We start from the raw sequence: 19851 nt of genomic DNA on the forward strand, positions 1-19851 counted from the left end.
ACGCGGATGTGGATATTATTTTTCTTCGCTTTTGCTGATCGTTACGGTAGATAGAAGACTGTCTGCGTGGTAGGGGATGATCGGATCACTGGTGTCGTACATCAGCTGGATGCTCCATATGTCGTCTTTGAAGGAAAGAAACAGGGTGTCTGTGATGATTTCCCGTCCGTTTACCAATGATCGTATCGTTAGTCGTCGTACCGGAGAACCGTTTTGCTGCAGGGATTCATTGCGCTGTAGTTCCTTCTCTTGCAGCTTTGCAGATGTCATGATGCTGTCGAGAAATCCCGCAGCTATTTCGTCCAAGCATTGGTCCGCCGTTTTTGAGGCCGCGTCGCACGCAGGAAAGAAGTGGGTGAGTAACATGGCCAACGCCAGAGGCGTTTTGTAGTAGTTCGCGAATTGATTGTTGATAAAGACGGTGTCGCCGTTGCGAAGATGCTGTTGGACGAACGGTGTATTCGTCGAGGGGATGTCCATCGTTAGGACAGAGCCGCGGTCGTGGAATTCGCCGATTTTGACGGACATAACGGGGATGGTCGGTGCAGGGAGATGACGTACCTCCTCCGATGTCGGCTCTGCACTGGCGTATGACTGGATTTCCGCATGCACCGGTGCGCAGACAAAAAAACATAGGAACGCAAGACATAGCAGCATTATTTGTCGGAACATTTACGATTCCTTTCTCTAACGAAACGCAGCTGAAATGGCGTCGGTTGATTGGCACAGACGTTTTCGTCCGAATGAGGTGGAAAAAGGGACGCACAGCAAGGGCTGTGTGGAGAATTTTCCGTCGAATCATGGAAAAACGTGTCAAGGGCGGCTGCCTAAATGTATTTGTGATTTTCTTGGCAGGTTCCTATGCGCCGATTTTTATGGAGGATAAGAGAACGGGGACAAGCTCCGCCAGGACCGTGTCCTCTGCATAAAAGGTCAGCTCTGCGATCCATGTATCTGTCTTGCCGCGGATGAGCAGGATCTCGGTGATGATGTTTTGACCTTGATAGTGCGCCTGCACAGTCAGCTGCCGTGCAGGGCAGCCGTTTTGGGATTGGACGTCGTCGCGGAGGATCTTTTTCTCGCTTCCCTGCGGGGAGGTCAGGATGCCTTGGGTCAGCAGCGTCGTTTGTTCGTTCAGGCGCTCCTCCATGGATCCGCTCGTTTGCTCTGCGTCCGTATCGGGCGTATGGATCAGCACGGCGGACAGGGCAAGAGGCGTGTCATCGTGTGAGAAGCGGTTGCTGGTGAAGAATGTGCCCTCCGTGCGCGAGGTGTCGACGGAAAACGGCACCCCAGAGCTTGGCAGCTGCATTGTGAGAGTGCTGCCGCGGTCGCGGAGTGTTGTCGTACTGAGCGCGGGGGAAGATACATCGCCGTTCTCAGCGGCTCTCTTTGTGAACTCGACGGGCTGTATGCCGTCCATGTGAACGCGAGGCACTGTCGCCTCGGCAGAGCTGAGTTTGACAGAGGTCAGTATTGTGTCGATACGCCTTTCCTGCTGTGCGCTCGGGGCGTGGCACAATATACTGATGCGCCAGATCCTCCCCTCGTCGGCAATGAAGAGAAAGTCACGCCGCGCAGCACCCCCGTTATAGGAGAGGCTGATCATCCATGCAGGATGTTTGTCCTGTGGGAGCAAATATTCACGGATGATGCGGGGGGCGGAATTGGACGCGGGGATGGTGGAAATAAAATTATGCGCATAGTCGGAGAGCTGATTTATCGTATCGCCGTCCTTGGAAAAGGCGGAATTTGCTTCGCAGGAGATTCCAATGTAGAGGGCATCACGGGCATCCCCTGACGAGAATGTGTTTCCGACAAATCCAAAATCGTTTCCCTCCGATTTCGTCGAAAAACGTCCCAGCTGGCAGTATTCGAGCGGCGGCAGCTCGATTGTGAGGCATGTGCCGAATCCCTCCAGTGTCGTTGCCTGCAGAGATGCTGCCCCCGGGGTGGTCTCTGTCTTTTCCTGTGCCGAGACCGTTGCCGCAGCGAGGAGAAGAGCGCAGACGGTCACTGCGAGAATCTTTCTGATGGACATGGAAACCACCTTGTTTTGTGTCTGATGATGCTGTGCGCGCGCCGTACGCTTGGTGTTCGAATCAGTGTACCTCCGGCAGCGCCGCATGCAGCACATCACCGATCGGCTCGCGGATGACGAGCTCGGCACGGCTGTCTGCACGCGTCTCGCTCTTGTTGATGAGGATGAGATGTTCGCCGCGGAAGTAGTCGATCAGCCCCGCTGCGGGATAGACAATGAGGGACGTGCCGCCGATGATGAGCGTGTCCGCCGCGCGGATCGCCGTGACCGCGCCCTCGATGGTGTCATTGTCGAGACTCTCCTCGTATAAGACCACATCGGGACGAACCATGCCCCCGCAGCTGCAGTGCGGGATGGGGCGATGGTGGAGGATGTAGTCGAGCTCGTAATGTGCTCCGCAGTCCATGCAGTGAGCACGGCGGATCGAGCCGTGCAGCTCGTAGACCGTCTGTGAGCCCGCCGCCTGATGGAGTCCGTCGATGTTCTGTGTCACCACCGCCGCGAGAATGCCGCGCCGCTCCAACTCAGCGAGCGCATAGTGCCCCGGATTCGGATCCGCTGCGAGGTAGACAAAGCGCCGCCGGTAGAAGTCGAAGAACTCCTCCGGATGCGCCATGAGAAAGCTGTGCGACGCCATCTGCTCGGGACTGAACTCCTGATGCAGCGTCTCGCTGTATATTCCGCCCGCGCTGCGAAAGTCGGGAATGCCCGACTCGGTTGACATGCCCGCCCCGCCGAAAAAGACCGCGTGGCGGCTGTTCTCTAGGATTTCTTTGAGTCTTGCGATCTTGTCCATGGGAGGCCTCCTTTTATTTTGCAGAATTATGGTTCAAAATCCTTGATGGGATGAAATCCCTCAAAGCGCATGGCGGCTTTTTCATCCGATGCGCGCGGGGGGCGATGGGCGAATTATTCCTCGAAAGATTTTGTCGGCTGGAATCCGTCGAAGTGGATCACGGGCTCTGTTGCATTTGAACGATCAATTTTTATGGAGGAGAATATCGTATCGATACGTGTACTCTGTTGTGGTTCCAGGATATAATAGAGGATGTCAATGCGCCACTCCCTGTTGTCGGCAGCAACAAAGAGAAGGTCGCGTCGAATGGCTTCGTTTTCATGTGTGATTCGAATCAGTCGTGCAGGGTGTCCGTCCTGTGACAGGGATATATCTTGGGAGATATGAGAGGATTTTGATTTGAGCATAGGCATGTTGGCAATAAAGCGGTCCACATTTTCATTGAGACGGTCGACGGCAGTTTTATGTGCAGACGATGCTGGGAAATTCTCGCTTGTGATGCCGAGGTAGAGTTCTCTTGTGCTGTCTGAGGCGGGGAATGTGTTCCCGATAAATCCAAACCCGTCACCGGGGGACGGCGAAAATACGCCAATGCGATAGGCTTCGATCGGCGGCAGTAATATTGTGAATCGTGTGCCGAACCCTTCAAGTATTGCCGCCTCCAGCGGTGCTGTCCAGGGCTCTGTGTTCTCTTTGTTTTCTGCCGATGCTGTCGATACCAGAAGGGAAACCGTGCATATGGCTGACATGAGAATCTTTTTGATGGACATGAAATCCTCCTCTGATACACTTCCATGTGTGTTATTTTCCTGCACCCTTACCATATACATTCTACCGAAAGTAGGGGCGAAATGCAATGCGCTCATGCAGCAGAATCAAAAACGGCGCATCTCCACGATGAGACACGCTGTTCCTACGAGCATTATTGCCGCAATCAAAAGTGACAGCCTTTCAAAAAGCGTCACGTGCATCACCTCCCTAAAGGGAGCCCCCCCAACATTCATCAGCCGCTGGGTAATATTATAGTACATACTTTTGCTGCTTGGAAGCACAAAAGAAGAGCAGACAGATTTTGTCTGCTCTTCTTTTATTGCTGCGTATGGTTAGAAGTTATACGTCCCGCCGAGGATGAAGTGGCGACTCGGTGCCGCATAGCCGCCCAGGGGCGACCAAATAGACGGTGTTGCACCCATGGATTCATACGATTCATCGGTGAGGTTGACGCCCTTCAAGTAGATCTTGAAATCCTTCGTCACATGATAATTTACGCCGAGATCAAGCGTCAGATAGCGAGAGTCGGTATAGTGTACCGTGCTGCGTCCTGTCACATAGTTGAGGTCGAGATCCGCATCCCATTTTCCCTGCGTGTAGGAGACACCGAGATTGTAGCCGTTCGGGCGTGTATTCGTCCGAAGGAAGTCCTTGGCGGGATCGGTGGAATCGACATGCGCATAGCTGTATGCCGTGCGGATTGTCCAGTGATCGTCGGCGCGATAGCGCGTGCTGAGTTCGAGTCCGCGGCGGTATTCCGTATCGACGTTCTCGTAGTGACCCGGATTACCGCCCGTTCCGTTCACCCAGTTGAGCGCATTCTTTAGCTTGCTCCAGTAGATGCTGGCAGAGACGTTCCACTTGCGCGTGATTTGACTGTCCGCGCCAATGGTGAAGGTGTGGGATTTCTCCTGTTTGAGATCAGGATTCCCAATCCAGAAGGGCGTTCTTGCATAGCGCATCTTGAGGGACGGATTGTTGACCGCCTGCCCCCATGAGATATAGGCGTGCGTTTTGCGGTCGAACTTCTTGTTGAGGCTGATGTGCGAGGTGACATCCGTGCCGAAGTCGTTGTGATGTTCGAGGCGCGAGCCGAGCTTCAGCGAGTAACCGCGCCCGAGCTGCCAGTCATCTTCGAGAAAGAGCGCCTTTGTGACGGCGGATACATCCATCGGGACATTGCCGCTCATCTCATGAATTTTCTCCTGCGACCAGAGGAAGCCGCCGATGAGCATATTTTTATCGTTCAGCATCCACAGCTTTTGCCCCTCAAAGGCGTTGCGGCGCAGGTGGTGATCGTACTGCGAATTGAATCCGCCGATCGCAGTTGCTTCATTTCGATAGAAACGCAGGAAGGTGCCCTCGCCCTCCTTCTCCGAGCCGAACATATAAGTGATGCCGTAGCCCGTATCGACGATGTCTGTGCGTCCTTGATACATGGATGCACCGGTTCGCGGATTGCTCAAAAGAACGCCGTAGCCGTCGTCCGCCTCGTGGCGGCTGAACTCGAGGCGCAGGCGGTCATTGCCAAGGATGCGGTCAAATCCGACGTTGTAGTCCGTGCGGTTGATGTCACTGTTCTCAAAGGTGCGCTTTTCGCCATAGGCGTTCTTATATTGGAAGTCCCTGCGGCGCTCATGCGCGATGCCGACCTTGATGGTGTTCTTTTCATCGCCGCCGCTGACGTTCACCCCCGCACGCTTTTCGCCCCACGAGCCAAGCTGCATGTTGAAACTGCCGGACGGTTTCCCTGCCGTCGGACGCTTCGTGATGATGTTGATGACGCCCGAGACGGCGCGCTCACCGTATAGAGAGGAGTTCGGCCCGCGCACGATCTCGATGCGCTCCACATCGCCGATAGCGATCTGATCGACGTTGACGGCGTTCGTGTCACCGCTGACGACGAGATGATCCCAGTTGACCTTCTTGCCGTCTACCATGACGAGGACGCGTGAGTCACCGTTGATCACGGGATAGGCGGCAAAGCCCTTCTGCACGACGTTGATATTCGCGCCCTTCAGTGCATCGGAGACGCTCTTGTAGTTGCCGCGCTCGATCTGCTCCTCCGAGATTAGCGTGACATCCGCCGGCACATCGCTGATCGCGGTATCGCTGCGGCTTGCCGTGACCACGATCGCCTCGGTCTCATAGGTCTGCGTGCTGTCGTCTGCTGCCTCTGCGGCATGTGCGGGATAGCCCATCCCAACGGTGAGCGCCCCTGCAATGAGACCGCTCAATACACTTTTCTTCATCCTTTTTGTCCTTTCTATTCATCCCTGAGGGCATCCAGCCCCGCGGATATATCCTCAAGCGCCGTGATACAGCGCCCGTTCCCGTTGTTGACGTCGGAAAAATTCACGATGATGATGCGGTTTTCCCGTACGGCTTTCATATTTTGGAGGTTTGGGTCGCCGCGCAGCTCTGCGCGTGCCTCCTCCTCCGTGCGATCCTTCGCATTCACATAGATGATGACCTCGGGCGCAAAGCCAAGGACGCGCTCGGGACCGACCGAACGCATCTGACGGTCGATGATGTTGTCCGCGCCCGCCTTGCGCGCGATGTCGTCGATGATGTAGGCGGGGCCGTACATACTGTAGAGACTGCTGCCATGCGACTGCAATATCATGGCAGAGTATCGTCGTTTGCGTGCGGTCGACCGTTTTTCCACGGCGGCAACGCGCTCTTGTAAACCTCTTGTATATTCGGCTGCGCGCTCCTCCGTGCCGAAGAGATGTCCCATATCGGCGATAAACGGATAGACGGTTTCCTCCAATGTCGGACGCCCCTTGCGCACGGTGGCGGGTACGATGTACGCACCCACGCTGCGGTCAAAGTATGAATACACATCGCCAAGTGCCTCGGGGGTAAAGTGGTGCGACCACCCGATGATGAGATCGGGACGGAGTGCCACGACCTCTTCGCGGCTCGGCACATAGGGCGCGGCTAGAATGGGGAGCGCAGTGTAGGCGTCCGCATACGAGGGCGGCTCCGCGCCGTAGGGCGCGATCGTGCCGATAATGCGGCTCTCAAGACTGAGGTCGATCAGCAGCTCCGTCGCGCCGGGATAGGAGATAAGCACGCGCTCCGGCGGATGGGCGAGCGTGAACGTGGCGGGGCGTCCCTCGCTGTCCGCGGTCGTGTAGGTGATGCCGTCCACGGGCTGCTCCGATGGTGCGTGTGAGCCGCGACCGTCCGTCGCGGAGAGCAAGAGGATGAGGGCGGAGAGTGCGAGCAGGGGGAGGAGACTCAGCATATGAGAGATGCGGCGAAGCATTCTGCCCTTTGTCTGCGTGCCCTTCATAGCGTCTGCTCCGTGCGGTAGTCGACGAGCGGCAGTCCCGCCGCATCATAGCTGACATTTGCGCGCACGCCGTAGATCGCAGCGAGCATCTCCTCCGTGATGATCTCGCGCGGCGTTCCGATGCGCTCGATGCGTCCCGCCTTCATCACGACGAGGAGATCGGCGTACATTGCAGCGAGGTTCAGATCGTGGAGGGCGGCAATGACGCCGATGCCGAGTCCCTTGACCAGTTCAAGTATATGCAGCTGATATTTGATGTCGAGATGATTCGTCGGCTCGTCGAGGATGAGCAGCTGCGGCTCCTGTACGAGACAGCGCGCGAGCATGACGCGCTGCTGCTCGCCGCCCGAGAGCTCGTTGAAGCTGCGCTGTGCCGCGTCCGCCATGCCGACGCGTTCCAGTGCCGCGCGGACAAGCGCGAGATCCTCCTCTGTGTCCTCCTCGAAGCTCTCCTTGTACGGAGCACGCCCCATGAGGGCAATCTCCTCGACCGTGAAGTCGAAGTCAACGGCGTGGAACTGCCCCATGACGCCGATCTCCTGTGCCGCGGCACGCAGGGGAATCTCTGCGATCGGCGTGCCGTCCATTGTGACCTGCCCCTCCTGTACGCGATGGACGCGGTAGAGATGCTTGAGCAGGGTGGACTTTCCGCAGCCGTTCGGCCCGAGCAGGGCGACGAAGCGGTCGGCGGGGAGATCGGCGGTAATGCCGTGCAGGATCTCCTTTGCACCGATGCGGAATTTCAGATGTTCGATATGGATGTTTTTCATTTCCCGCCTCCGAAATTTCCGCCGCTGCCAAAGAGCAGCTTCATGAAGAGCGGTGCACCGATGAGTGCCGTGATGATGCCGATGGGCAGATCGCCCGCAGGGAGCAGCGTGCGCGCGAGGAGATCCGCGACGACGAGGAAGATCGCACCGACGAGAAGGGCGGCGGGCAGCAGCCGTCGATGGGATGCGCCCGTAAACGCGCGTACGAGATGTGGGACGACAAGACCGACGAAGCCGATGATGCCGCAGGTCGCGACAAGGACACCCGTCAGCAGTGCGAGGAGTCCCATGTAGAGGCGGCGCTTTGCACTTGCGTCGATGCCGAGCGTTACGGCAAGCTCCTCACCGAGGAGCAGCACGTCGAGCGTGCGCAGCTGGGAGAGAAAGTAGACGGCGAGCGCGGTGACAATGAGGACGGGCAGGAAAAGGCTGTGCCACTTCGCGTCGGCAAGGCTGCCCATCGTCCAGAACGCGGCGGACTGCATGCCCTCCGCATCCGCCGCCATGTAGACGATGAAGTTCGTCGCCGCGACGCACAGAGCGCTGATCGCTGCGCCCGCGAGCACAAGCTTTACCGTTGAGACGCGCCGATGAATCCCCGCGAGCATGAGCACGGCGAGTGTCGCGAGAATCGCGCCGAGGAAGGCGCAGCCGGGCACGCCGAACGGGATCGCTGCCGACCCAATGAGAATGGCAAGCGTTGCGCCGACGGACGCGCCCGAGGCGATGCCGAGGATGAACGGCTCCGCGAGCGGGTTCTGTACGCTCGCCTGCATGACGACACCTGCAAGCGCAAGTCCCGCCCCTGCGGTCATCGCGAGCAGGACGCGCGGCACGCGCAGCGACCAGATGATGTCTGTGACGGCGGGATCGACGGCGGGGACATTGCCCGTCAGTTTCGCCGTGATGATGGCAAGCGTATCGCCCGCAGGGACCGAGACGCTGCCCGCCGATACCGCACAGACAGCGATGAGGGCGAGCAGGATGGAGAGTGCGAACGGCGATGCGAGCAAAGTTTTGATGCGCAAGGAAAATCCTTTCTGTGAATACGCCGATATGTTCTTAAACGCGAATAATATTCATGTTGAGAATACGGTATTTTATGGTTACTGTCAATGAAAATCTGTCGCAGTTTATAGAATAGATATATTCACGCAGATTAGGGAGAAGGATGGCATAAGAAAACGACACATCTCATCGAGCGGGATGTGCCGTGCTTGACATTTGTAGAATATTTTTCTATAATAACAGCATAAAAGGACGACCGGTGTGTGGTAGCGCCGGTCTCTCCACAGAATTTTATGTTCTTGAAGAAGGAGCCGACGTGAACCGCGCGTACGGTTCTTTTTTCTGTTTACCTAGTAATCAGAAATATGATGTTGAATGCGAGCGTTGCCGCCGCAATCAGGAGCGATAGCTTTTCGTAAAGCGTCACGCACATCACCCCCACAAAGGGAGTAAACCGACATTCACCGGTCGCTTGCTGTGAGTATAGCATATAATTCCTGCGATAGAAAGCACGAAGATAAGCGGATGGGAGTTTTGTGCATGGAGCCGTTGTTTTTTATCCGCCGGCCGAATGAAATTCTGGGTCTATGGGGGCATAAGCCCACGACATTGTCCCTTTATGCGCAAAAGAAGCTATCCTTATACAAACAAAATGACATGCCCTATGTTTCCGATGCGCTACAGCGGCTTACAGGCTGTCAAATCTCGGCAGAGGCTCTGTTTTTCAGCGACAACGGACAGGAACTCTATATGGAGTTCCCTGAACTCGCGGAACAGTATATAGCGATTGCCGATGATGGTCAGGGGGATCTTTGGCTGATGAACCTGCAAAATGGGGAGATGTGCTTCTTTGACCATGGAGAATGGGAACATCCTCTGACAGAGCTGCACATTGATTTTAAGAAATTCGTTCAACTCGCAGATTTGATTGCCCAATGGGAGTGCTTTTTGAATACGGATGCACAGGATACGTCAAGGCAGGAGGAGCTCATATGGGACGAGATGAGAAAATTGGATAAAGAGCTTCCGGAGAAGTATCCGTTTTCCCTGAAATAAATCATCTGAACAACGGTCCTGCAGACGAACGCACATGAGGGATATATGTTCGCAAACATGCGCCGTGCTTGACATTTGTAGAATATTTTTCTATAATAACAGCATAAAAGGACGACCGGTGTGTGGTTACGTCGGTCACTCCTGCGAAATTAGATTTCTTGAAAGAGGAGCCGACGTGAGCCGCACGTACGGCTCTTCTTTCTGCCTACTTAGAGATCAGAAATATGATGTTGAATGCGAGCGTTGCCGCCGCAATCAGGAGCGATAGCTTTTCGGAAAGCGTCACGCACATCCCCCCCACAAAGGGAGTAAACCGACATTCACCGGTCGCCGAATTTATTATAGCACATCGTTTTTTTCCGGGGAAGTGCCAAAAGGAGCAGACAAACGTGTCTGCTCCTTTTGGCACTTTCCTGTATTTCACTTGCGAGTTTCGCGCGTGCGTCGTATAATTGAGAAAAAACAGACACGCAAGGAGGACGATACCATGCAGTCGATTCATATGCTGATTGGCGGCAGGCGCGTCGCGGGCGAGGAGACGATGCCCGTCCATAACAAGGCGACGGGCGAGATGATTGCCGAGATTTGGACGGCAGATGAAAAGCAGGTGCGCGCGGCGGTGGACGCGGCAGAGCGCGCCTTTCGTGAAGTGCAGCTCAGCCCCTACGAGCGCTACGAGATCATCATGCGTGCGGCGAACCTTATGCACGAGCGGCGCGAGGAGTTTGCAACGGCACTGTCTGCCGAGGCGGGAAAACCCATACGCGATGCGCGCGGCGAGATTGACCGCGCCTACCAGACGCTGATCCTCTCGGCAGAGGAGGCGAAGCGCCTGCGCGGAGATACGGTACCACTCGCGGGTGCACCGGGCTGCGCGGGGCACATGGCGTTCACCATCCGCCGTCCGCTCGGTGTTGTCTGCGCGATCACGCCGTTCAACTTCCCCGTGAATCTCGCTGCGCACAAGATCGGTCCTGCGCTTGCGGCGGGCAATACCGTCGTCTACAAGCCCGCCTCTGCAACGCCGCTCACAGCGTCCCTGCTGTGCGAAGTCTTTCAGGAGGCGGGACTTCCTGCGGGCTGTCTCAACCTCGTCTACGGCGCGGGCAGCAAGATCGGGCGTCTGCTCACGGCGGATGAGCGCATTCGGATGTTCTCGTTTACAGGCAGCGTTCCCGTCGGCAAGGCACTCCACGAGGCAGTGGGCTTTCGCCGCATCTCCTTGGAGCTTGGCTCGAACTCTGCGAATATCGTGCACGAGGATGTGGATGATGTCACATGGGTCGCCGAGCACTGCGCGCGCCATGCGTTTGTGAATGCGGGGCAGGTCTGCATCTCCTGTCAGCGTGTCTACGTATCGCGCAGCATCTATGAGGAATTCTGTCAGGCGGCAGTGGAGGCAGCGCGGAATTTCCAAAGCGGTGATCTCATGGATGTGCACACGCAGATCGGACCGATGATCTCCGAGCGTGAGGCGGAGCGCATCGAGGAGTGGGTGGATGAGGCAGAGGATGAGGGCGCACGTGTCCTCACGGGCGGAAATCGTACGGGTGCATTCTACGAGCCGACCGTGCTCACGGATGTCACGCCTGCGATGAAGGTCGTCTCGGCGGAGACCTTTGCGCCCGTATTCAGCATCATCCCCTATGATACCATCGAGGAAGCAGTCGCGGCGGTCAACGATACGCGATACGGACTGCAGGCCGGTGTCTTCACGCACTCCCTCGCCGTCGCGAACTACTGCGCCGAGAATCTGGAAGTAGGCGGCGTGATCATCGGCGACGGCGCGACCTTCCGCATGGACAATATGCCCTATGGCGGCGTCAAGGACAGCGGCATCGGCCGCGAGGGGCCCGCCTACGCCATCCGCGAGCTCACCGAGGAGAAGCTGATCGTGCTGAATGTTAAGGGCTGAGGGAACGGATAAATTTTATCAAGTGATTACCGCAGCAGCGCAGGGAAACCCTGAGAAAAGAATCCCCCGTCTGAGTCCCTGAACTCAGGCGGGGGATTCTTTTGCATTCATGGCGGCGAGAATGAACAGCGCCGGCAGAACAAACATGTATGCGCGTTTATCGCTTCTCTGCGAGGACGCGCCCCTCTTTGCCAGTCATGTGTGCGATGCTCATCTCGAGCATACAGAAGCGATCCCATTGGCGTTCGATCTCGTCTGTGTGGCGCTGCTCGGTATTGTTGGGCGCGTAGCGGACAGCAAGCTTTCGGATCGAGGCGAGTTTCTCCTCCTCGTCCTCGATGATGCGGACGCTGCCAAAGACGATGACGCTGCGGTAGGCACTCGTGTATTTCTCGGGAATGACCTCGTCCTGATCGATGACGGCGAAGGAGGCGTTCGGGTTTTGACGGATCGCGTCGATCTTATGCCCCGTGAGCGCGCTGTGGAAATAGATGTGCTCGCCGTCGTAGACGTAGCTGAGGGGAACGGCGTAGGGGAACGCCTTGTCGCCTGCAAGCGCCAGGATGCCCGACGTTCCGCGCAGAAGCACGGCCTCGGTCTCCTCGAATGAAAGTTCCTGTGCCTTGCGGCGCATCTTGTAGAACATCATGTACCTCCATATCAAAAACGGAGGAGATCCGAATGGATTCCTCCGCGAAAGATCAAGATGGTGGAGACGAAGAGGATTGAACTCTCGACCCCCAGATTGCGAACCTGGTGCTCTCCCAGCTGAGCTACGTCCCCGTGACTGACATGGGACATTATAACGCGCCGATGAGAAAAATGCAAGCGGTTTTTTCACCGCATCTCCCGCAGTACATCTGCCGCGATCTGAGGCGCGGTGAGGTGATACGTGCGTGCAAGCTCATCGGGTTTGTAACGGTTGAAGAACTGTTTCGGCAGCCCGTAGTTCATGACGCGTACGCCTCCCTTCTCTCCATAGAAGGACGACACCTTCTGACCAAAACCGCCCTCTACAATCCCGTCCTCGAGGGTGAGGATGAGGCTGTGGTTCTTGGCGAGGGAGTTGAGCAGCGCCGTGTCCAGTCCCGAGAGGTAGAGAGGGTTCACGACGGTCGCGCGGATTCCCTTGCGTGCGAGTTCGTCTGCCGCCTCGGATGCGAGTACGGCGAAGTTGCCGACGCCGATGAGAAGGACGTCCGCCCCCTCGCGCACAACGATGGACTTGTTCAGATCGCCGTAGTCCGTACGTACGGGATAGGGGTTTTCTGTGCAGCCTGAGAAGGGCATGCGAATCATGACAGGGTGCTCGGTTTGCTCCACCGCCCACCGCAGGACGGCGATGTGCTCCTCCACGCTCGTCGGCGCAAGGTAGACGAGATTCGGGATGTTTGAGAAGATTGAGATATCGTAGAAGCCGAGGTGCGTCACGTCGGTCGAGCGGTAGAGCGACGTGCCCGTTGCGAGAAAGACGGCGGGGCTGCGGTTGACACAGACATCCTGCGCCATCTGGTCATAGGTGCGCTGAAAGAAGCTGCTGTACGTGCCGAAGATCGGCCGCGCACCGCCGCGCGCCAGTCCCGATGCCATCGCGACGGCGTGTTCCTCGGCGATGCCTACGTCGACGTACTGCCTGCCGAGCGCGGTACGGTCGGCAGGCGAGAGGTTGATGCCGCCGACAATGCCCGCCGAGAGATAGACGAAGTTCGGATTCTTCCGCGCGGTTTCGAGCACAAAGTCAACCGTTGCGGCAGCATACGGATCGGGTACAGTGGCCTTCTTGGCGATGCCGCTCTCGATATGAAAGGGGGCGTGACGGTGCCAGCCCTCAGGATCGTCCTCGGCGAAGGAGAGCCCCTTTCCCTTGTGCGTGACGATATGAACGACAACGGGCTTTGTCGTATCCTTGACCTCGGAGAACGCGGCGATCAGTGCCTCCGTGTCATTGCCGTCTGCGACGTAGCGGTAGGAGAGACCCATTGCGCGAAAGAGATTGTCGGGGGCTGTCCCGCCCGTCTCGCGCAGCTCTCTGAATTTACGGTACATCCCGCCGTGGTTCTCGGAGATGGACTGGTCGTTGTCGTTGAACACGATGATAAAGTTCGTCCCAAGCTCGCCGACGGTATTCAGCCCCTCGAGTGCCTCGCCGCCCGACATGGAGCCGTCGCCGATCAGGGCGACGATATTTTCTGAGCCGCCCGCAAGATCGCGTGCCTTCGCAAGTCCGGAGGCGAGGCTGATCGCGGTCGATGTGTGCCCGATGTTGAAGATGTCGTGTGTGCTTTCGTCTGTATTTGTAAAGCCGGAGACATCGCTGTACTGCGCCTCGTCTATGTACGCATGGGCGCGTCCTGTGAGCATTTTGTGCGGGTAGCACTGGTGGGACACATCGAAGACGATCTTGTCGCGCGGGGAATCAAAGACCGTGTGGAGTGCGATGGTCGCCTCGATGATGCCGAGGTTCGGACCGATGTGCCCGCCGATACAGCTCGTGCGCCGGATGAGCGCATCGCGCATCTCGCGGGCGAGGGCGCGGCGCTGCTCCGCCGTGTAGCCTCGCATGTCCGCAGGTTCGTGGATCGTTTCAAGATACAAGGGGAAAGCCCTCCATTGACATATGATAATACTCGGGTCTCATTATAACATAAATTCTAACAAAACGCCGATAAAATTCAAAACGTTCCGCACATAGGCAGACAAAAACCTCGGAGCGCGTGGCTCCGAGGTCTGTGAAACAGCGAAACTACATCAGGGAGGCAATCTTTTCCGCGAGGCGTTTTGCATGCGCGTGCGACACGGCTGTCATATCGGCGGCGCGCGCGGGATCGGTGCGGTCGGCGTAGGAGACACCGCCCGTGTAGACATAGCCCTCGTAGATCATGCCCGTGAGCCCTGCCGTCTGAACAAAGCGTCCCGTCAGCGCATCCACGGGGAATGCCGCGTCATATGCGCTCTCAGGTGCGCCCGTGGTAAAGGACAGCACGAGTTTCTTGCCCACGAGTGCCTTGCCCTGCGAGCCGTGCGAGAAGCCGCGCACGAAGACATCCTCCATCCACTTTGCGAGCAGTGCCGGCATGCTGTACCAGAAGATCGGGAACTGCAGAACGATGATGTCCGCATTCCGGAGTTTGTCCTGCTCCGCCGGAACGTCGATGCGGTAGTCCGGATAGAGCGCACTGAGGTCGTCGATGACGGCGCTTGGCAGCTGCTTCGCCAGATCGGCGAGGATGATCTTGTTCGCGAATGAGTCGCTTGCGAGGTCGGGATGTCCTGAGACGATGAGAACGTTTTTCATAGATTATCCTTTCAATGCAAAGAGCGTATCCGCTGCGATCTGTTCGGCAGTGAGGTGATACTCCCGTGCGAGTTCGGATGCACTGTAGCGGTCGTGGAACTCCTTTGAGAGCCCGCAGCAGCGTACCCGGATATGTGCGTTCATGCCGTAGTACGCGGCGATCTTCTGCCCGAAGCCGCCGTCGAGGATGCCGTCCTCGAGTGTGAGGATGAGGCGGTGCTTTTCCTTGAGACGGTCAAGGAGGATGGTGTCGAGACCCGAGAGAAAGATCGGATTGACGACGGTCGCGTGAATGCCCTCCGCCTCGAGCTGTACGGCGGCAGCGCTTGCAAGAGCTGCAAAATTGCCGGCCCCGATCAGTGCGACCTCCGCGCCCTCCTGTACGACCTGATACTTGTTGAGGTCGCTGTAGTCTGTGCGCACGGCATAGGGGCTCTCCTCATACCCGCCGACCGGCATGCGGATCATAACGGGATGCGCCGTCTGCGTGACCGACCAGCGCAGTACCTCCTTGTACTCGTCGAGGCTCGCGGGTGCGAGGAAGACGAGGTTCGGGATGTTCGCAAAGATGGGGATGTCGAAGAAGCCGAGGTGCGTCACATCGTTCATATAGTAGAGCGACGCGCCGACGGAGAGGAAGACAGCGGGGCTGTTGTTGATCGCGACATCCTGCGCCATCTGATCGTAGACGCGCTGAAAGAATGTGCTGTACGTGCCGAAGATCGGGCGTGCGCCGCCGCGTGCGAGCCCAGATGCCATTGCGACCGCGTGCTCCTCGGCGATGCCCACATCGACATAGTGACTGCCGAGCTCCGCGCGATCCTTGGGTGAGAGTCCGATGCCGCCCATCGTGCCGGCCGCGAGAAAGACGAAGTTCGGATTCGTCTTTGCCTGCTCTTTGAGGAAGTCCTTGGTCGCCTCCTGATACGGGTCGGTGTACGGATGCTTCAGCGCACCCGTCTCAATGTCGAATGCGGACCGATAGTGCCACGTCTCTGGGTCTTCCTCGGCGAACTTGTAACCCTTGCCCTTCTGCGTTACGATGTGGACGACAACGGGCTTCGCCGTATCCTTGACCTCAGAGAATGCCGCGATCAGTGCCTCGCAGTCGTTGCCGTCTGCGACGCAGCGGTAGTCGAGGCCCATCGCGCGGAAGAGGTTGTCGCCCTCCTTGCCGCCGCTCTCGCGCAGCTCTTTGAACGCGCGATACATCCCACCGTGGTTCTCCGCAATCGATCGATCGTTGTCGTTGAACACGATGATGAAGTTCGTGCCCATCTCGCCGACGACGTTCAGTCCCTCGAGCGCCTCACCGCCCGAGAGGGAGCCGTCGCCGATGAGCGCAATGATATTCTCCCTGCGTCCCGCGAGGTCGCGTGCCTTGGCGAGTCCCGAGGCAAGGCTGATCGAGGTGGACGTGTGCCCGACGTTGAAGAAGTCGTGCGGGCTCTCCTCTGGATTCGTGTAGCCCGACACCTCGCCGTATTTGTCCTCGTCGATGTATGCCTCCACGCGCCCCGTCAGCATCTTGTGCGGGTAGCACTGGTGCGACACATCGTAGACGATCTTGTCCGTGGGCGAGTCAAAGACCGTATGCAGCGCGATGATCGTCTCGACGATGCCGAAGTCCGGGCCGAAGTGCCCGCCGTGAACGCTCGCGCGTTTGAGGAGTGCGCCGCGCATCTCCTCGGCGAGCGCCTTGCGCTCCGCTGCGCCGTACCCCTTGATATCGGCGGGTGATGTGATTTTTTCCAGATACATAGAGATCCCCCTTTGCCGTATGCTTTCCATTTCCCTAAGCGAATTATATCACCGAAATATATGTGAATGTCAAGGAGCGTAGCAAATGCAACGGATTATTTTCAGCAAAGCGTGGTAGAGTAGGTGCTCCGATAAAAAACATTTTGATGGGGGATATATAATGAAGGAATGCAAGATGAAGGACAGCCGCATCGTCATCAGTGAGGTCATGATGCCGAGTCAGGCGAACCCGAACGGGAACGTGCACGGCGGCGAGATTATGAAGCTGATGGACTCAGCGGCGTACGCGGCGGCGCGGCGCTATGCGCGCTCGAACGTCGTCACAGCGCGCGTGGACGAGCTCGAGTTCCACCTGCCGATCCGCATCGGCGACCTTGTCGTTGTGACGGCAGACATTGTCTATGTCGGACACAGCTCGATGGAGGTCGCCGTCAACGTCATCGTCGAGGATCTGGACGACGGCGGCGATCCGCAGCTCGGCCTCTCGGCGTACTTCACCATGGTCGCGCTGGACCGCAACGCACGGCCGAAGTCCGTGCCGCCGCTCACGCTCAATACCGAGGAGGCACGCGCCGCGTTCGAGGAGGGCAAACGCCGCTACGAGGCGCACAAGGCACGCAAGCGCGGTACCGTTACGCCCACGGGCGGCTGCGTCTGTGATGCCATTGCGCAGCAGACAAAGGCGGCGCACACTGCACATACGGCAAAAGAAGTGAAGAAGTAGAAGCGTTCCTTGAAATAAGGGGGTGTTTATGCTACAATAAGTGCAAGACATGAACAGCAATGTGCGGAACAACGAAGGGATTCCCTATGGGGATCGTCGGCGTGCAATCGTGTCTTGCAAAAGATGCCAACAGCAATTTACCTGTCTCTTAAACAGCAGCGGGGTTCGACGACCCCGCAGGACGGGGCGGCGCGTCGCTTCCGTCCGCGGCATCTTGTCCGTATATGTTCGCGGCTTGCCGCGGTGAATGAATTTGTCCGACACAGTGCATCTGGGTCGGGCATTTTGCGCGAAGGAGGGAGAATGATGCTGGACGCGCTGAAAGAGGAGAGCAACCGAACCTATACGCGGACGGAGAACGATGCCGCGACGTATGCAAGCTCCGGTTCAGACACACTTGACTTCTTTGCGGCGGCAGGCGCGCTCCGGGAGGCAGGCGAGGCAGAGATCATCGTGCGCTTCACGCGCGCCTTTGCCGAGCATCCGACTTATGCGCTGCGCACACTCTTCTACGCGCGTGACGTGCGCGGGGGACTCGGCGAGCGGCGGCTCTTTCGCTTGCTGCTGCGCCATCTCGCCTTCGCTGCGCCCGCATCTCTCGAAAAGAATCTGAAATTCGTTCCGGGATACGGTCGCTGGGACGATCTGCTCGTCCTCCTCGATACGCCATTGGAGGCTGCCGCTGTTCGCCTCATTCGCGCGCAGCTTGAAAAAGACCTGCGTGCCGCATGGGAGGAAAAGCCGGTCTCCCTCCTCGCGAAGTGGCTGCCGTCCGTCAATACCTCCTCGCGTGCGGCGCGTGCACAGGCGCGGCGGCTCGCGGTCCTGTTCGGGATGAGGGAGGCGGACTACCGCAGGATGCTTGTCCGTCTGCGCCGCCGCATTGCACTCATCGAGAATGCCCTGCGCACGAGGGACTATACCTTTGACTACGCAAAGCAGCCGTCGAAGGCGATGTTCAAGTACCGCGCGGCGTTCTGGCGCAACGACGTGGAGCGGTACAAGGCGTTTCTGTCACGCGTGGAGCATGGTGAGGAGCATCTGCATACGGGAACGCTCTATCCCTATGAGATCATCCGTCCGCTCAGTGCAGCAGTGACACCGCAAATCTCGAAAGAGGAGGCGCGTACCCTTGATGTCACATGGAGTGCACTGTCCGACTATACGCATGGAGAGAATGCGCTCGTCGTGCTCGACGGCTCCGGCTCGATGTACTGGGGCGGGAACCCCCTGCCGAGCAGCGTCGCGCTCTCGCTTGCCATCTACTTCGCCGAGCGCAATACGGGCGCGTTTCATGGGCACTTTATCACATTTTCCCAGAACCCGCGGCTTGTCGAGATCAAGGGCGCGACGATTGTGGAGCGTGTGCACTACTGCAAAAGCTTTAACGAGGTGGCAAACACAAACCTCGAAGCTGTGTTCCGTCTCCTCCTGCGCGCAGCGGTGAAGAACCGTGTGCCGCAGGAGGAACTGCCCTCCGTGCTCTACATCATCACGGACATGGAGTTCGATGCCTGTACCGTAGACGCGGACGTGACGAATTTTGAGCGGGCAAAGGAACTGTTCGCGGAGGCGGGCTATGCGCTGCCGCGCATCGTGTTTTGGAACGTCCAGAGCCGCAGCCGTCAACAGCCCGTCACGATGAACGAGCAGGGCGTCATGCTCGTCTCTGGCTGCAGTCCGAGCATCTTCTCTATGGTCGTCGATGGGCGCATTACCCCGTACGAGTACATGAAGCAGGTGCTGTGCGGTGAACGGTATGCGGTGATTGAGGCATAGAGACGAAAGAAACGCAGTTCCGCGCGGGGCTGCGTTTTCTTGTGTGGGAAACTTATTCGATTACTCCTTCGAGCGCTAGCAAATACTCCTTTTTGTCCAGTCCGCCCGCATAGCCCGTGAGGCTGCCGTCCGCTCCGATGACGCGGTGGCAGGGGATGAGGATGGAGATCGGGTTGCGTCCGACTGCGCCGCCGACCGCCTGTGCAGACATGCGTTTCCCCGTGTCTTCTTCGAGGCGGTGTGCGATCGCGCCATAGGTCGTCGTCTCGCCGTACGGGATCGTCCGCAGGATCGCCCACACCGCCTGTTGGAACGCCGTGCCTGTAGGATTGAGCGCAGGGCTGAAGTCCGGCTCCCTGCCGGCGAAATACAAATCGAGCCAACGCATGGCCTCTCCAAATACGGGGAGGTCTTTTTTGCGTGCCGTCGAAAGATCGGGGAAATCCCTCTCCCCGTCGAAGTACAGCCCCGCGAGTGCCATGCCGTCACTCGCGAGCGTGATCCCGCCGAGCGGGGAGGCGTAGTGTGCTGTGTAGATCATGGGCGTTCTCCTGTCAGTTGATGTAGTTCTATTATAAAGGAAATCATTGTGCTGTGATAGTCCCCCGTGTGGTTTCAATCAAAATATGATATA

General features: G+C 57.8%; 17 protein-coding genes and 1 tRNA gene. 4 read left to right on the plus strand and 14 right to left on the minus strand.

Annotated features, from left to right (window positions below; all coding sequences use genetic code 11):
* Positions 1-15: 15 nt before the first annotated feature.
* From BCS37_RS00710 to BCS37_RS00745, 8 genes are all read right to left on the minus strand, one after another.
* Positions 16-672 carry a hypothetical protein gene (locus tag BCS37_RS00710; RefSeq protein WP_069179680.1) on the minus strand — a complete coding sequence of 219 codons (657 nt, stop codon included), beginning with the start codon at positions 670-672 and terminating at the stop codon, positions 16-18.
* Between the two features lie 187 nt (positions 673-859).
* The gene (locus BCS37_RS00715; RefSeq protein ID WP_069179681.1) at positions 860-2041 is read right to left on the minus strand and encodes a hypothetical protein; all 1182 of its coding nucleotides are present in this window, start codon (positions 2039-2041) and stop codon (positions 860-862) included.
* Between the two features lie 61 nt (positions 2042-2102).
* A complete protein-coding gene (locus BCS37_RS00720; protein WP_069179682.1) occupies positions 2103-2837 on the minus strand; it encodes an NAD-dependent protein deacylase in 735 nt (244 codons plus the stop codon).
* A 113-nt stretch (positions 2838-2950) separates the two neighbouring features.
* A complete protein-coding gene (locus tag BCS37_RS00725; protein WP_069179683.1) occupies positions 2951-3607 on the minus strand; it encodes a hypothetical protein in 657 nt (218 codons plus the stop codon).
* Between the two features lie 333 nt (positions 3608-3940).
* Positions 3941-5860 carry a TonB-dependent receptor plug domain-containing protein gene (locus BCS37_RS00730; RefSeq protein WP_069179684.1) on the minus strand — a complete coding sequence of 640 codons (1920 nt, stop codon included), beginning with the start codon at positions 5858-5860 and terminating at the stop codon, positions 3941-3943.
* A 14-nt stretch (positions 5861-5874) separates the two neighbouring features.
* Entirely contained in the window at positions 5875-6909 is a 1035-nt protein-coding gene (locus tag BCS37_RS00735) for an ABC transporter substrate-binding protein (RefSeq protein ID WP_069179685.1), read from the minus strand.
* Entirely contained in the window at positions 6906-7679 is a 774-nt protein-coding gene (locus tag BCS37_RS00740; RefSeq protein ID WP_069179686.1) for an ABC transporter ATP-binding protein, read from the minus strand. Before BCS37_RS00740 ends, BCS37_RS00735 begins: the two co-directional genes overlap by 4 nt.
* A complete protein-coding gene (locus BCS37_RS00745) occupies positions 7676-8707 on the minus strand; it encodes a FecCD family ABC transporter permease (protein WP_173862583.1) in 1032 nt (343 codons plus the stop codon). Before BCS37_RS00745 ends, BCS37_RS00740 begins: the two co-directional genes overlap by 4 nt.
* A 520-nt stretch (positions 8708-9227) precedes the next feature.
* Here BCS37_RS00745 and BCS37_RS00750 point away from each other — a divergent pair.
* Together BCS37_RS00750 and BCS37_RS00760 are read left to right on the plus strand one after the other, a co-directional pair.
* Positions 9228-9743: an SMI1/KNR4 family protein gene (locus BCS37_RS00750; RefSeq protein WP_069179687.1), complete on the plus strand. Its 516-nt coding sequence runs from the start codon at positions 9228-9230 to the stop codon at positions 9741-9743.
* A 487-nt stretch (positions 9744-10230) separates the two neighbouring features.
* Positions 10231-11658, plus strand: coding sequence for an aldehyde dehydrogenase family protein (locus BCS37_RS00760; RefSeq protein WP_069179689.1), 1428 nt, complete (start codon positions 10231-10233; stop codon positions 11656-11658).
* Positions 11659-11815: 157 nt separating this feature from the next.
* Here the strand turns inward: BCS37_RS00760 and BCS37_RS00765 are convergent, their stop codons facing one another.
* The 5 genes from BCS37_RS00765 to BCS37_RS00785 form a co-directional block, all read right to left on the minus strand.
* Positions 11816-12304, minus strand: coding sequence for a pyridoxamine 5'-phosphate oxidase family protein (locus BCS37_RS00765; RefSeq protein ID WP_069179690.1), 489 nt, complete (start codon positions 12302-12304; stop codon positions 11816-11818).
* Positions 12305-12365: 61 nt separating this feature from the next.
* Positions 12366-12441: transfer RNA gene (locus BCS37_RS00770), tRNA-Ala, on the minus strand.
* 54 nt (positions 12442-12495) lie between these two features.
* The gene (locus BCS37_RS00775) at positions 12496-14253 is read right to left on the minus strand and encodes a 1-deoxy-D-xylulose-5-phosphate synthase (protein ID WP_069179691.1); all 1758 of its coding nucleotides are present in this window, start codon (positions 14251-14253) and stop codon (positions 12496-12498) included.
* Between the two features lie 148 nt (positions 14254-14401).
* Entirely contained in the window at positions 14402-14953 is a 552-nt protein-coding gene (locus tag BCS37_RS00780; protein WP_069179692.1) for an NAD(P)H-dependent oxidoreductase, read from the minus strand.
* Positions 14954-14956: 3 nt separating this feature from the next.
* Positions 14957-16714 carry a 1-deoxy-D-xylulose-5-phosphate synthase gene (locus BCS37_RS00785; protein ID WP_069179693.1) on the minus strand — a complete coding sequence of 586 codons (1758 nt, stop codon included), beginning with the start codon at positions 16712-16714 and terminating at the stop codon, positions 14957-14959.
* 160 nt (positions 16715-16874) lie between these two features.
* Between BCS37_RS00785 and BCS37_RS00790 the strand changes: the two genes are divergently transcribed.
* Positions 16875-17438: an acyl-CoA thioesterase gene (locus tag BCS37_RS00790; RefSeq protein WP_069179694.1), complete on the plus strand. Its 564-nt coding sequence runs from the start codon at positions 16875-16877 to the stop codon at positions 17436-17438.
* Positions 17439-17741: 303 nt separating this feature from the next.
* Positions 17742-19217, plus strand: coding sequence for a DUF2828 family protein (locus BCS37_RS00795; protein WP_237142719.1), 1476 nt, complete (start codon positions 17742-17744; stop codon positions 19215-19217).
* 52 nt (positions 19218-19269) lie between these two features.
* Here the strand turns inward: BCS37_RS00795 and BCS37_RS00800 are convergent, their stop codons facing one another.
* Complete coding sequence (locus BCS37_RS00800; protein WP_069179696.1) at positions 19270-19758, minus strand: methylated-DNA--[protein]-cysteine S-methyltransferase; 489 nt, start codon at positions 19756-19758, stop codon at positions 19270-19272.
* Positions 19759-19851: the final 93 nt, after the last annotated feature.

This window comes from Selenomonas sp. oral taxon 920 (genome assembly GCF_001717585.1).
Taxonomy (GTDB): Bacteria; Bacillota; Negativicutes; order Selenomonadales; family Selenomonadaceae; genus Centipeda.

Bases quoted from the DNA above. Each gene is read 5' to 3' on its own strand.
- BCS37_RS00750 (WP_069179687.1), top strand. From the start codon at position 9,228: ATGGAGCCGTTGTTTTTTATCCGCCGGCCGAATGAAATTCTGGGTCTA.
- BCS37_RS00725 (WP_069179683.1), bottom strand. From the start codon at position 3,607: ATGTCCATCAAAAAGATTCTCATGTCAGCCATATGCACGGTTTCCCTT.
- BCS37_RS00765 (WP_069179690.1), bottom strand. From the start codon at position 12,304: ATGTTCTACAAGATGCGCCGCAAGGCACAGGAACTTTCATTCGAGGAG.
- BCS37_RS00730 (WP_069179684.1), bottom strand. From the start codon at position 5,860: ATGAAGAAAAGTGTATTGAGCGGTCTCATTGCAGGGGCGCTCACCGTT.
- BCS37_RS00720 (WP_069179682.1), bottom strand. From the start codon at position 2,837: ATGGACAAGATCGCAAGACTCAAAGAAATCCTAGAGAACAGCCGCCAC.
- BCS37_RS00710 (WP_069179680.1), bottom strand. From the start codon at position 672: ATGTTCCGACAAATAATGCTGCTATGTCTTGCGTTCCTATGTTTTTTT.
- BCS37_RS00740 (WP_069179686.1), bottom strand. From the start codon at position 7,679: ATGAAAAACATCCATATCGAACATCTGAAATTCCGCATCGGTGCAAAG.
- BCS37_RS00795 (WP_237142719.1), top strand. From the start codon at position 17,742: ATGATGCTGGACGCGCTGAAAGAGGAGAGCAACCGAACCTATACGCGG.
- BCS37_RS00735 (WP_069179685.1), bottom strand. From the start codon at position 6,909: ATGAAGGGCACGCAGACAAAGGGCAGAATGCTTCGCCGCATCTCTCAT.
- BCS37_RS00780 (WP_069179692.1), bottom strand. From the start codon at position 14,953: ATGAAAAACGTTCTCATCGTCTCAGGACATCCCGACCTCGCAAGCGAC.
- BCS37_RS00800 (WP_069179696.1), bottom strand. From the start codon at position 19,758: ATGATCTACACAGCACACTACGCCTCCCCGCTCGGCGGGATCACGCTC.
- BCS37_RS00760 (WP_069179689.1), top strand. From the start codon at position 10,231: ATGCAGTCGATTCATATGCTGATTGGCGGCAGGCGCGTCGCGGGCGAG.
- BCS37_RS00785 (WP_069179693.1), bottom strand. From the start codon at position 16,714: ATGTATCTGGAAAAAATCACATCACCCGCCGATATCAAGGGGTACGGC.
- BCS37_RS00790 (WP_069179694.1), top strand. From the start codon at position 16,875: ATGAAGGAATGCAAGATGAAGGACAGCCGCATCGTCATCAGTGAGGTC.
- BCS37_RS00715 (WP_069179681.1), bottom strand. From the start codon at position 2,041: ATGTCCATCAGAAAGATTCTCGCAGTGACCGTCTGCGCTCTTCTCCTC.